Here is a 13,031-nt window from a genome sequence, read left to right as displayed (position 1 = left end):
CGGATGGGCGAAAACGAACTCGATAGTGCGCTGGTTGAGCGAGTACAAAACGGGGACAAACGCGCTTTCGACCTGCTGGTGCGCAAATATCAGAACAAGGTCATCGCCCTGATTTCCCGCTACGTGCACAACGCAGCCGAATGTGAAGATGTGGCTCAGGAAGCTTTCGTCCGAGCGTGGCGAGCCATTGGCTCGTTTCGTGGCGAAAGCGCTTTCTATACTTGGATGTACAAAATTGCCGTGAACACGGCCAAGAATCACCTCGTGGCGATGGGGCGTCGACCGCCGACCGACGATATCGCCATCGAGGACGCCGTTTTCGTGCCCGGCGCCGATCGCATGCACGAAGGGGCCACTCCTGAACGCGAATTAATGCGACAGGAAATTGAACAAACGGTGTTTGCCACTGTCCAAGCTTTGCCCGAGGAGCTGCGGACAGCCATCACATTGCGTGAAGTGGAAGGCCTCAGCTACGAAGAGATTGCCGATGCCATGGGCTGCCCGATCGGTACGGTGCGTTCGCGCATCTTCCGGGCACGCGAGGCGATCGATGAGAAGTTGCGGCCACTGCTTTCAGACCGCGAGGACCGAATGTCATGAGTGAAGCCAACATGGAAAATCTTTCCGCGGCCATGGACGGCGAATTGTCCAGGGAAGAGTTGCGCTTTTTATTGCGCAGGCTCGACCACGACACGTCGCTGCTGCAAGCATGGACGCACTATCACGTCGCCGGCGACGGCTTGCGCCGCCAGCTGCCCACTGTGGCCAGCGTCGGGTTCGCTTCACGCGTGATGGTGGCGATCGAAGGCGAACAAATCTCTTCCAATGTTGCACCCAAGCGCGACTGGCTGCGGCTGTCGCTCGGTGGCGCCATCGCCGCCAGCGTCGCGGTGGCGGCGTTGATGGTTTCGCAACCGACCTCACCCGATTCGGAACGTCCAGCGCGATTGGCGGCCAATGGCAACGCAGCGATATCTTCCGGCGCGCGGTCGGTGGCTTCGATTTCCCCGGCCGCTGCCGCACGCGCCAGCAACGACGTATTGGGCGCCGTGCCGCCGTCGTTGAGTCCTTATTCGGCTTCCGGGCTGAGCCAGCGCGCCTCCGTGACGTTGGGCGACTCGTCCGACAATCCGCTGTTTCAACGCTATGCCAGCCAGACGTATTCCATCCATGGCTACAAAGCGGTGAACAATCAGGATGGTAGCTATCTGCTGCTGATCGATACGCCGCAGGCCCGCTCCGCGCCGGCGCAAGCAGCGCATCAGTAAGCCAATGGTTTAACGGAAGTCTGGGGTCTAACCCTCAGGCTTCCGTACGGGTGACCGAAGCACCCGCTCTCCAATGTTGCCCTTTCTCCCGTTCCACCCTACGAGCCATGGAGCGGAAGTGGGGTGTCCAGAACCCGAGGAGGCGTCATGAGTTTTCCCCGTTTCGTCAGCAGCCGCTTGTGTCATGGCTTGATGGGTTGTGCGTTGGTCATGGGCATCACCATGCCAGGCATCACGATGGCGCAAGTCGCCCCGGCTGCCGCACTGCCTGATTTCACGGGCATCGTCCAAAAGAATGCGCCTGCCGTCGTGCACGTGGAGGCGAAGTATTCCGGTCGCCGCCCGAAAAACAGCGCGGGTGGTCAGCCGATGCAGGGCATGGATCCGGGGCAGGCGGAAATCTTTCGGCGCTTCTTCGGCATGCCGATGATGCCCTCGCCGGAAGAACAGGCGCACACGTCGTTGGGTTCGGGTTTCATCATTTCCGGTGACGGCTACATCCTTACCAATAATCACGTCGTCGATCACGCGGACGTTGTGACCGTGCGTTTGCAAGATCGCCGAACATTGACCGCCAAAGTGGTGGGCACCGATGCGACTTATGACATCGCTTTGTTGAAAGTCGATGCGACCGGCAGCTTGCCGACGGTAAGCATTGGCGATTCGCGCACGCTGAAGCCGGGCCAATGGGTGTTGGCGATCGGTTCGCCGTTCGGCTTCGATTACACCGTGACCCAAGGCATCGTCAGCGCCGTGGGGCGTAGCTTGGGCGGGGGCGATCAACCCAGCACGTCGTTTATCCAGACCGACGTGCCGATCAACCGTGGAAATTCCGGCGGCCCGCTGTTCAATCTGCAAGGCCAGGTGGTAGGTATCAACTCGCAGATCTATTCCGACACTGGCGGTTATCAGGGCGTAGCGTTTTCGATCCCAATCGATCTGGCGATGAACGCAGTCGATCAGCTCAAAGCTAAGGGCTTTGTCACGCGCGGCATGCTGGGCGTCGAGATCAAGCCGGTCGACGAAGATGTCGTGAAAGCGCTGAAACTCGATAGCGCGAAAGGCGCCATCGTCGTCAACGTGACGCCCGATAGCGCCGCGCAGAAAGCCGGCTTGCAATCGGGCGACGTCATCCTTGCGTTCAACGGCCACGATATCGTGCAGGGTACGGATCTGCCGCCGTTGGTTTCCCTGACCAAGCCGGGTACCTCGGTGCCGATCAAGATCTTGCGCGACGGCAGCGAAAAAACCATCAACGCGACGATCGGCGCGATGCCGCGCAACCAGAATGAACAGTCTGCGCTTGGCAAGGTCGCGCCGAGTGGCGGATCGAGCGCTCTAGGCCTGAGCGTCGAAAACCTGGATTCGGCCACGCGCAGTCAGCTCGGCCTTAAGGCAGGCGAGGGGGTCGGGATTTCCGATGTGACAGGCCCCGTTGCGGCGCAAGCAGGTCTGCAGCAGGGCGATGTCATCCTGATGGTCAATCAGAAGAAAGTCGGCACGGTCGAAGCCTTCCGCGCCGCGACGGCGAATGTGAAGCCCGGCGATACCGTGCTGTTGCTGGTGCGTCGCGGCGACACCACCAACTTTATCGGTCTGACGGTACCGAACGGCAAGGACGAGTAACGGACGCCTGGAGGCCTGCTTGCCCGGCAGGCCTCCCGCTGGAGCGGGCACACAACGCGGGGCCCCCGCATTGCGGTTCATCCTCTCAAACCATGCGATAATGCGCGGCTAATATCGCCATCCCGGTGATAGGCTGCCTGTGCATCGCGCGAGGCGGTGAAGCTGATAGCGTGCCCATGGAACTGATCCGCAATTTCTCCATCATCGCCCACATCGATCACGGCAAATCAACGCTTGCCGACCGCATCATTCAGATTTGCGGCGGTCTCGCCGAGCGCGAGATGGAAGCCCAGGTGCTCGATAGCAACCCGATCGAACGCGAGCGGGGCATCACCATCAAGGCGCAGTCGGTGTCGCTGCCTTACAAGGCGCGCGACGGCAAAACCTATCAGCTCAATTTTATCGATACGCCCGGGCACGTTGATTTCTCGTATGAAGTGAGCCGTTCGCTCGCGGCGTGCGAGGGCGCGTTGCTGGTCGTGGACGCGGCCCAGGGTGTGGAGGCGCAGTCCGTCGCCAACTGTTACACGGCGGTGGAGCAGGGGCTGGAAGTGGTGCCCGTGCTCAACAAGATCGACCTGCCGACCGCCGATCCGGAAAAGGTGAAAGGCGAGATCGAGGCCGTCATCGGCATCCATGCCGAAGATGCCGTATCGGTCAGCGCCAAGACGGGTCAGAACGTGGTCGAGGTGCTGGAAGCCATCGTCGCGCGCATTCCGCCACCGAAGCCGCGCGATACCGATCGCTTGCAAGCGTTGATCATCGATTCCTGGTTCGACAATTACCTCGGTGTGGTGTCGCTGGTGCGTGTCATGCAGGGCGAAATCAAACCCGGCGAGAAGCTGCTGGTGATGTCGACGGGCCGCACGCACGAAGTGAGCGAAGTCGGCGTCTTTACGCCCAAGCGCAAGAAACTGGAAAAGCTCGCCGCGGGTGAGGTGGGTTGGATTACCGCGTCCATCAAAGACGTGCACGGCGCGCCGGTCGGCGATACGTTGACGTCGGCTGGCAAGCCCGCGCCGCATCCGCTGCCCGGTTTCCAAACGATGCAACCGCGCGTTTTCGCCGGTTTGTTTCCGGTGTCCGCCGACGACTACCCGGCGCTGCGCGAAGCGTTGGACAAGTTGCGACTCAACGACGCCGCGTTGTTCTTCGAACCGGAAAGTTCAGAAGCGATGGGCTTCGGTTTTCGCTGCGGCTTCCTCGGCATGTTGCACATGGAAATCGTGCAGGAACGCTTAGAGCGCGAATACGATCTGAACCTCATCACCACCGCGCCAACGGTGGTCTATGAAGTGCTCAAGACCGACGGTTCGTTGATGCAGCTGGACAATCCCGCGCGTCTCCCGGCGTTGCCGCAGATCGAAGAGATTCGTGAGCCCATCATCGTCGCGAACATCCTTACGCCGCCGGATTACATCGGCAACATCATCACCTTGTGCGAAGAAAAGCGCGGCGTGCAGCGCTCGATCCAATATCTCGCCACGCAGGTGCAGATCAGCTACGAGCTGCCGCTTGCCGAAGTGGTGTTAGATTTCTTCGATAAGTTGAAGTCGGTATCGCGCGGTTACGCGTCGATGGACTATCACATGGAACGGTTCGATGCCGGCCCGTTCGTGCGCGTCGATATTCTTATCAACGGCGAACGCGTGGACGCGCTCAGCCTGATCGTCCACCGCAGTCACGCCGACCGCCGCGGGCGCGAATTGGTCGAGCGCATGAAAGATCTGATTCCGCGTCAGCAGTTCGATGTGGCCATCCAGGCCGCCATCGGGGCGCAGGTCATCGCACGTTCGACCGTAAAGGCCTTGCGCAAAAACGTGCTGGCGAAGTGTTACGGTGGTGACGTCAGCCGCAAAAAGAAGCTTCTAGAGAAACAAAAAGAAGGCAAGAAGCGAATGAAGCAGGTCGGTCGGGTTGAGATTCCTCAGGAAGCCTTCCTCGCCGTGCTTAAAGTCGACAAATAGCAGCGGGCTATGGAGTCATCGCATGGATTTTGATTTTTCGGCCATTTTGCTCGCCCTCACCGTGTTGTTCGGTGTGGTGTGGGGCTTGGATCGCCTGTTTTTCTATAAGAAGCGGCAAGCGCGTTTCAAAGCGGCCCGCGAGGAATACCGCGATCCGGCGCCAGTGGATTGGGCGCGCTCGCTGTTTCCGGTGATCTTTGTCGTGTTGATTCTGCGTTCCTTCGTGGCCGAGCCGTTTCGCATTCCTTCGGGCTCGATGATGCCGACGTTGGACGTGGGCGATTTCATTCTCGTCAACAAGTTCGCTTACGGCCTGCGTCTGCCGGCGTTCAACAACAAAGTCATTAGCCTGGGCGAGCCCAAGCGCGGCGATGTAGTCGTTTTCCGATTCCCCGGTTACATCTGCCAGGACGACAATGGCAACACCGTGCGCAGCGGCGACGTGACCTGCTCCGATCCGCGCGCGCCCGTCGCGAGCCAGAACTGGATCAAACGCGTCGTCGGTCTGCCAGGCGACACGATTGAAGTGCACGACAGCCAGATCGTGATCAACGGTAAGCCGGTGGTCGATACGCAGATCGGTTCCTTCCAAGGCAATCCGGCCCGCCCTGAAGACAACGAACTTCTGTACTACAACGCCACCATCTGGCGTGAGCAACTCGGTCCCGTCAATCACCTGATCGCACGCATGCCGTCGCGCGGCCCGACGCCAGCCATTCCCAACGCGCACGTGCCGTCGGTAGTTCCTCCGAACTGCTATCTGGTGATGGGCGACGATCGCGAGAACAGCGAAGACAGCCGCTGGTGGGGTTGTATGCCGGAGGAAAACCTGGTCGGCAAGGCCTTCATGATCTGGCTCAGCTGGAAGGGTTGGGGCACCGGGATGGTAGATTTCCACCGCATTGGCAAGGTCATCCATTGAATGGCTTGTCCGGTTCGCGGCGGAATCGTGAACGTGTCGCTGGCGATACCTGCGTGGACCGGGCAAAGTACGCGTATTCGGTGTCTGGCAAAAAACAGGGTGGCCGCGTCAGCGGCATAGCGAGGGGACTATGAAATCGAAGCAAACGGGCATCACGCTCATCGGGTTCCTGGTGGTCTTGATCGTGGCTGTCTTTTTCGCCTACATGGCGATGAAGTTGGTACCCGCATATACGGAGTTCGCAGGCGTAGTAAAAGCCATGAATCAGGTTTCCACCGAGGGCGTTGAAGGCAAGACGCTGGATCAGGTTCGTCGCGATCTCGTGCGCAAGCTCGACTTTCAATACGTCGATGACGCGACGATTCATCCCAGCGACATTACGTTCGAACAGGGCGCCAGCGGCAATCAGCTGCACGTGAGCTACGACAAACAAATTCCGTTTATCTACAACATCGATTTCCTGGTTCATTTCGACAAGAGCGTGCCGGTGTCAGGTAACGTCGCTCCACCGCAATAATCGTGGCACTGGATTATCCTTTTCGAGACCCTGCGCTTGCCGCGCTTGCGCTGACCCATCGCAGCGCGGGCAGGCCCAATAATGAGCGCATGGAGTTTCTCGGCGACGCGCTGCTTGGCGCGATCGTCGCCGAGATGTTGTACGAAACCCATCCCAAGGCGGCCGAAGGCGAAATGTCTCGCCTGCGCGCTCAGCTCGTGAACGGCCAAGCGCTTGCGTCGTTAGCGCGCGAGCTGGAATTGGGAGATCAACTCAAGCTTGGTTCCGGCGAGCTTAAAAGCGGCGGTTTCCGGCGCGACTCGATCCTCGCCGACGCCTTCGAAGCGCTGGTCGCGGCGGTTTATCTGGACGGCGGATTCGAGGCGTGCCGGGAAACGGTGCGCGCGCTCTTTGTCGATCGCGTCGCCGCGTTGCCTCGTTCCTCCAAGGATGCCAAGACCCGGCTCCAGGAGTGGCTACAGGGGCAAGGCTGGCCTTTGCCTCAATACGAACTAGTAGCGACTGAAGGTGAGGAGCACGCGCGGGTCTTTGAAGTGAACTGCGTGGTAACCGAACCGGTCGCGGTGGTGGCGCCCGGACGTGGCAGCAGCCGGCGGCTCGCCGAACAGGATGCCGCCGAGGTAGTGCTGACCCGCCTCGCAGGTGTTCAGGAAGGGTCTTGATCCACCCATCTGCGCTGTAAACCGCCTTTATTCAACCCTGATTTTCCCGCGTGGCGTGTCATATCGCCATGTCCAGTGGCGTTCGCGAGCGCGCAGCGCCATGCTTATACCCGTCTACGAAGAGTATCTGCGTATCATGAACGACGAAAACGACGACATCGTCGAAAACGAACTGCCGCATCCGGATTACCGTTGCGGATTCGTGGCGCTTGCCGGTCGACCGAATGTCGGCAAATCGACGCTGCTCAATGCGCTGATCGGCTTTCGTCTGTCGATCGTCAGCCCAAGGCCGCAAACCACCCGCCACCGCATTCTGGGCATTGCCAGCAGCGAAGCGGGGCAGATTCTGTATGTCGATACGCCTGGCCTTCATCGTGGCGCCAAGCGCGCGATGAATCGCAGCCTCAATCGCGCCGTGCGTTCGGTGATTGGCGAAGTGGAGCTGGCTGCGCAGGTAATCGAAGCGGGACGTTGGACGGACGAGGACGAAGCGCTTTACGAAGCGCTAGCGGAACAAAATATTCCGCGCTTGCTGGTCATCAACAAGGTCGACCTCAGCAAGGACAAATCCACGTTATTACCTTTTGTGGCCGACCTTTGCGACAAACACAGCTTCGATGCCGTGCATTACGTCAGTGCCTTGAAGCGAAAGGGACTGGATTCGCTTTCGCAAGACATTCTTAAGCGCTTGCCAGTGCGCGCCCCGATCTTCGGCGAAGACGAAATCACCGATCGCAGCGAACGCTTTCTCGCTGCAGAAATGGTGCGTGAGCAGCTGATGTTGCGGCTCGATCAAGAGCTTCCTTACGCCACCACGGTCGAGATCGAACAGTTCAAAGACCGTCCTGACGGTGTCGCGGAAATTCACGCGGTAATCTGGGTAGAACGCGATGGACAGAAGGCTATCGTGATCGGTCAGGGCGGCGCGCAGCTAAAAGTCATCGGCAGCGCCGCGCGTCGTCATATGGAGCGCATGTTCGATCGCAAGGTATTCCTGCGGCTTTGGGTGAAAGTGCGCGAAGGCTGGGCTGACGACGAAGCACTGCTCAAACAATTCGGCTACACCGATTAGTTGCGCGTTGCCGGACAACCGACATGCTCATCGAGCAACAGCCTGCGTATGTCTTGCACACGCGTCCCTATCGGGAAACGTCGCTGTTGATCGAATGCCTGACGCGCGATTACGGGCGTCTCGGGATCGTTGCGCGCGGCGTGCGCAGTGAACGCGGGCGCACGCAGCGATCGCAATTGGAACCTTTCCAGGCGCTGGCGGTAAATCTGCAAATGCGTGGCGAGCTGGCGACATTGCGTGGTGTCGATTCGACGGCATTGCCCTTGCGCTTGACGGGCGATGCCGGACTGGCCGGCCTGTACGTCAACGAACTGGTGGTACGGCTGACCGAACGCCAGGACCCGCATCCAACGCTTTATCTCGCCTACGCGCAGACGCTAGAACGCCTTGCTGGCAGCCAAGCGCTGGCTTGGCATTTGCGACGATTCGAACGCGATCTGCTCGCTGCGTTGGGTTACGCCTTGCAACTGGATATCGACGCGGATAGCGGCCAGCCTTTGATGAGCGATGTGCTCTACGTCTACCGGCCCGAACATGGACCGGTGCGGTGCCGCGCGAATGAACCTTTTGCCGTGCGCGGCGGCGATCTGTCGGCCTTGCTCGAAGATCGCCAGCCGGATGCGCAAGCTTTGCATGCCTTGCGCGGCATGATGCGCGAATTGATCCGCTTTCATCTTGGCGGCATCGAGTTGCGCGCATGGCGCGTATTACGCGGGGCGCTCGCGCGTCGTTAATCAAAAAACGCGGCGGATGCTATCGCGGTTCCAAAGCGTCGATGGTTTGCAGCAACGACCGGCGAAAATCCGTCAATGGCAACATCACGCCACGATGCGCCAGCTTCAGGTGCCGCTGCAACGAAACGATGTGCTCCGACAACGAAGCGGCCCCGCAGAAACCGCACGATGAGCGAAGTTTGTGCAGACGCGCTTCCAATGCCTCCGAATCGGCGCTCAAGTCATCCAATTCTGCAGACACCGTAACCAGTTCCTGCCGCAGCAAACCACGAAGCGCTTGAACCACCGCAGGCGTGCCGCTGGTGGTCAACGCCATGCCATCGTCGAGAAGGGGAAGGCAGCGTTGGCTGGTATTGGCAAGGGTCAGAATGGTCTGCAGATCCTGAAGCGTGCACGGTTTGAGCAATACCGCGTGGAACCCTCGTGCCAGCAATGCCTGTTGCTCGTTGGTATCCAACTCGGCGCTGGTGGCGACAGCGGGGCTGCAGACGGATTGCGAATCTGAATCGTGGCGAAGGTTGTTCAAGATATCCACCGCGCCCGTATTGGGCATCCGGCAATCCAGCACCAGCAGGTCGAACATCTCGTCGCGCGCCAGCGTTTGCGCCTCGCCGCCATCGGAGGCAAGCGCGACGCGCGCGCCGAACTGGCGAAACGCATCGCCGAGAAACCAGCGGGTCGGCGCATCGTCGTCGGCGACCAATACATAGGGCGCGTCTGTGGTGGCGGGGGCTGTTGACGGATACGGCATGGTTCTGTGTCCACATCGTTCAGCTTAGTTTGGCAGAATGGTCGCCCGATGTTTTCATTTAGCCGCCCCTTTGCTGCCTGTGTGTTCCTGACCCTGCTGTGGGTGGCCCCCGCGTGGGCCGACACCGTGGTCGTGGCCAAGCGGATCGATATGCCGGGCGTGAGCCTGCAGGATGTGCGCGCGCAATTGACGCCGGGCCCGGTGCCGGACACGGTGCAAGTGACCTTGCGTGCCGGCAAAGCCGACGTGCCAGGGCTGGGCTGGCGCAAAGTCGGCATCACGCTGGCTGGCAATTTGCACCGCGATCTTCAATTGCGCTGGATGTTCGACGGCACCGTCCAACTCAACGGAGTCCCTGGCGCGGCGCTCGGTAATGCCACGGTCACCGTCGCCGTCGATCCGTCGGCCAATACGCTGGAAGTCAATGCCGACCAGGACGCCACGCACATCGGTGCAGCATTTCCGCTGGATCAGCCGACGCATGCGCAGATCAACGTGCGCAACCTCCCCGCAAGCTGGCTGCAGGGCTTGCTCGCAACGGTGACGCCTGGCCGCGTTACGGGCGGCAAAGTCGACGCGGACCTTGCCTTGGATGTGCGAGACGAAGGCTTCCAATCGTCCGGCGATGCTACCTTCGCCGATCTCAAATACGCGACGCCCGCCGGCGATGTTTCCGGCCAAGGATTGGGTGGACATGCGCGTTTCTCGCTGGACGCCACCGCGCGACCGGCGAAGCTCGAGCTCAACGGAAGCGTGCGCGGCGGCGAGCTCCAGTTGGGCCCCATCGTGGCAAGACTCCCCACGCATGACGTGGTGATGGATGTCGGGGCCAGCACCGAACACAGCGTGCTTACCGTCAGCCATTTGCGCATGGACGACGCCGATGCCCTTCAGCTCGAAGGCGGCATGACGATCGATGCCAAAGGGACCGTGCAGAAATTGCATCTGGATCGCTTCGACGCGCATTTCCCTGCCGCTTACGAGCGCTATGGCCAACCGTGGTTGGACAATCTCGCCGGCCCGCATTTGCAAATTGCAGGACAGCTCAGCGGGCATGTCGATTATGCCGCCGACGCCTTGCGCGACTTTGCGTTTCATACTGAAAAGCTCGATATCGCCGACAGCTCAGGTCAACTGCAAGCCAACGGATTGCGTGGCGATCTCGATTGGTCGGTGCAGGGCGAAAAAACTTCTACGACGTTGGCGTGGAACCAACTGGTTTTGCGTCAATTCGCATTCGGCGCCGAGCAATCGCGTTGGCGCAGCCGCGACGGCGCGCTCAATCTGCAATCGCCGCTGGAGCTGCCGACGCTGAAAGGGCGCACGCGCATCACCAAGCTTGAGTGGCGCCCTGCCGCGCCAAAGGCGGAACGTCTCGACCTTGCGGCAGATGTGCAAGGCATCGACACTGTCGCGCTCAATCAGGTGATGGGTTGGACGTCGTTCGCCGGGACGTTGAACGGCGCCATAACTTCCATGCACTGGACGGGCGATGGTTTTGCATTGGGCGGTGCGCTCACGCTAAAAGCTTTCGACGGCACAGCGTTGATCGATCACATCGCCGTGCAACAACCGTTGAGCAGCAGCCCAGCTTTCAGCGGGAACGTAACGCTTGAACAAATCGATCTCGCGCCATTGGCCGATACCTTCAACTTCGGTCCCATGTCCGGCCGATTGGATGGAACGATCGACAATCTCCAGTTGGTGGGCGGCAACCCCGTCGGATTCAAAGCATCGTTGCTGGCGCAGAACGGTGGACGCATCAGCTTGCGCGCCGCCAACAACTTGTCCATCGTCACCGGCGGAACGGCGGCCAACGGTTTGCAAGGCGCCGTGATGAAGTTGTTCAAGACGATGAACTATAAGCGCATGGGCATACGCGCAGATTTGCAAAACGGCGTCTGCACGTTAGCTGGGCTGGACGGCGACGTCAGCGGCTACTCCATCGTGGAAGGCAGCGGTCTGCCGTACTTGCATGTGGTCGGCGCGCAGACCCGGGTCGATTGGCCCGTGCTGGTTCACCGGCTCAAAGCCGCCTCCCAGAGCACCGTGGCGGACCGCTGACGGCCGTAAGCCGGAACGGGCAGGGTGGCTGGTATCATGGGCCGATCGCCGGGGCCGACAGGCCCGAGTCCTCCTTTCGCGTTATTGCCCGGGTCGCGCGCGATCCGGGTGTCCTATTTTCTCAAGAGTGCCGATGAACGAATTCGAAGCCGCCATTACCGATCTCAGTCACGACGGCCGGGGTGTCGCGCGCATCGACGGCAAAACGGTGTTTGTGAGCGGCGCATTGCTTGGCGAACAAGTGCGCATGCGCATCCGCAAACGCCACCGCAATTTCGACGAAGCGGAAACCGTGGAAGTTCTCACGCGTTCGCCGCACCGGGTCGAGCCGCGCTGCAGTCACTTTGGCCAGTGCGGCGGCTGTTCGTTGCAGCATCTGGATGCAACTGCGCAGATCGAAGCCAAACAACGCGTGCTGGTCGACAACTTCGCGCGCATAGGCAAAGTGGAGCCGGAAACCTGGTTGCCGCCGCTCACCGATGAGGCGTGGGGCTATCGCCGCAAGGGACGTCTCTCGGTGCGCGCCGTCGCCAAAAAGGGGCGCGTGCTGGTGGGCTTTCGCGAAGAAAGCAATCCGCGCTTCGTCGCCGACATTTTGCATTGCGATGTCGTGCATCCCGCGCTCGGTCCGAAGATCGGGCTGCTAGGCGAATTGGTAGGCAGCATGGACGCCGCCGCGGAGATTGCACAGATCGAATTTGCAGCAGGTGACGACACCATCGCATTGGTGTTTCGCCACCTCAAGCCGCTCAGCGACGGCGACCGGGCAAAGCTCGTGGCTTTTGGCCAAGAGCATGGTTTCGCCATCTATCTGCAACCGGGCGGCATCAGCACCGTGCATCCGCTGTGGCCCGAACATCCGCGTCTCGCTTTCCGCGTTCCGGCCGGCGAAGGTGTGCAGGATGTGGAACTCGAATTCCAGCCGCTCGATTTCGTGCAGGTCAATGCCGGCATGAATCGCCGCATGATGATGCGCACGTTGGAACTGCTCGATCCGCAGCCGCAAGATCGCGTGTTGGATCTGTTTTGCGGTTTGGGAAATTTCACGCTGCCGCTGTCGCGGCGCGTGGCCGAAGTGACCGGCGTGGAAGGCGAGCACGGTCTAGTGATGCGCGCGGCTGAAAATGCGGCGCGCAATGGAATTACCAACGCGCAGTTCCAAGTGGCGAATCTCTTCGAAGATCAGCGCGGCACGGACTGGGCGCGCAAACCCTGGGACAAACTGTTGCTCGACCCGCCGCGCGCCGGCGCGGACAAGGTGTTGGACTATCTGCCGCATAAGGAAACGAGCCGCATCGTTTATGTTTCCTGTCATCCCGCGTCGTTGGCGCGCGATGCCGGCATCTTGGTCAATCAGCACGGCTTTCGTTTGAAATCGGCGGGCGTGATGGACATGTTTCCGCATACCGCGCATGTCGAATCGATTGCGCTATTCGAACGCAGGTAAT

12 protein-coding genes are annotated in these 13,031 nt (G+C 60.4%); 11 read left to right on the top strand and 1 reads right to left on the bottom strand.

Annotated features, from left to right (window positions below):
- The first annotated feature begins 3 nt into the window (after positions 1 to 3).
- From rpoE to recO, 9 genes are all read left to right on the top strand, one after another.
- Entirely contained in the window at positions 4 to 600 is a 597-nt protein-coding gene (gene rpoE, locus L0U79_RS14460) for an RNA polymerase sigma factor RpoE (RefSeq protein WP_233843915.1), read from the top strand.
- On the top strand, positions 597 to 1,268 hold the full coding sequence (locus L0U79_RS14455) for a sigma-E factor negative regulatory protein (protein WP_233842968.1): 672 nt from the start codon (positions 597 to 599) through the stop codon (positions 1,266 to 1,268). The genes rpoE and L0U79_RS14455 overlap by 4 nt, the downstream gene beginning before the upstream one ends.
- Before the next feature lie 210 nt (positions 1,269 to 1,478).
- On the top strand, positions 1,479 to 2,894 hold the full coding sequence (locus L0U79_RS14450; protein ID WP_233843914.1) for a DegQ family serine endoprotease: 1,416 nt from the start codon (positions 1,479 to 1,481) through the stop codon (positions 2,892 to 2,894).
- 176 nt (positions 2,895 to 3,070) lie between these two features.
- The gene (lepA, locus tag L0U79_RS14445; protein WP_233842967.1) at positions 3,071 to 4,861 is read left to right on the top strand and encodes a translation elongation factor 4; all 1,791 of its coding nucleotides are present in this window, start codon (positions 3,071 to 3,073) and stop codon (positions 4,859 to 4,861) included.
- 22 nt (positions 4,862 to 4,883) lie between these two features.
- The gene (gene lepB, locus L0U79_RS14440) at positions 4,884 to 5,783 is read left to right on the top strand and encodes a signal peptidase I (RefSeq protein WP_233842966.1); all 900 of its coding nucleotides are present in this window, start codon (positions 4,884 to 4,886) and stop codon (positions 5,781 to 5,783) included.
- A 130-nt stretch (positions 5,784 to 5,913) separates the two neighbouring features.
- Positions 5,914 to 6,300, top strand: a complete 387-nt coding sequence (locus L0U79_RS14435) for a DUF4845 domain-containing protein (protein WP_233842965.1) — start codon at positions 5,914 to 5,916, stop codon at positions 6,298 to 6,300.
- A 2-nt stretch (positions 6,301 to 6,302) separates the two neighbouring features.
- Complete coding sequence (gene rnc / locus L0U79_RS14430) at positions 6,303 to 6,962, top strand: ribonuclease III (RefSeq protein ID WP_233842964.1); 660 nt, start codon at positions 6,303 to 6,305, stop codon at positions 6,960 to 6,962.
- A 136-nt stretch (positions 6,963 to 7,098) separates the two neighbouring features.
- Complete coding sequence (gene era, locus L0U79_RS14425) at positions 7,099 to 8,034, top strand: GTPase Era (protein ID WP_233843913.1); 936 nt, start codon at positions 7,099 to 7,101, stop codon at positions 8,032 to 8,034.
- A 23-nt stretch (positions 8,035 to 8,057) separates the two neighbouring features.
- Positions 8,058 to 8,768, top strand: coding sequence for a DNA repair protein RecO (recO, locus tag L0U79_RS14420; protein WP_233842963.1), 711 nt, complete (start codon positions 8,058 to 8,060; stop codon positions 8,766 to 8,768).
- A 19-nt stretch (positions 8,769 to 8,787) separates the two neighbouring features.
- Here the strand turns inward: recO and L0U79_RS14415 are convergent, their stop codons facing one another.
- Positions 8,788 to 9,519: a response regulator gene (locus L0U79_RS14415; protein ID WP_233842962.1), complete on the bottom strand. Its 732-nt coding sequence runs from the start codon at positions 9,517 to 9,519 to the stop codon at positions 8,788 to 8,790.
- 48 nt (positions 9,520 to 9,567) lie between these two features.
- On the opposite strand from L0U79_RS14415, the gene L0U79_RS14410 reads away from it, so the two are divergent.
- Positions 9,568 to 11,583, top strand: a complete 2,016-nt coding sequence (locus L0U79_RS14410; protein WP_233842961.1) for a hypothetical protein — start codon at positions 9,568 to 9,570, stop codon at positions 11,581 to 11,583.
- A 133-nt stretch (positions 11,584 to 11,716) separates the two neighbouring features.
- Positions 11,717 to 13,030, top strand: a complete 1,314-nt coding sequence (gene rlmD / locus L0U79_RS14405) for a 23S rRNA (uracil(1939)-C(5))-methyltransferase RlmD (protein ID WP_233842960.1) — start codon at positions 11,717 to 11,719, stop codon at positions 13,028 to 13,030.
- Position 13,031 lies beyond the last annotated feature (1 nt).

The organism is Dyella sp. 2HG41-7, from assembly GCF_021390675.1.
Taxonomy (GTDB): domain Bacteria; phylum Pseudomonadota; class Gammaproteobacteria; order Xanthomonadales; family Rhodanobacteraceae; genus Dyella_B.
This window is presented reverse-complemented; position numbering and strand designations above follow the sequence as displayed.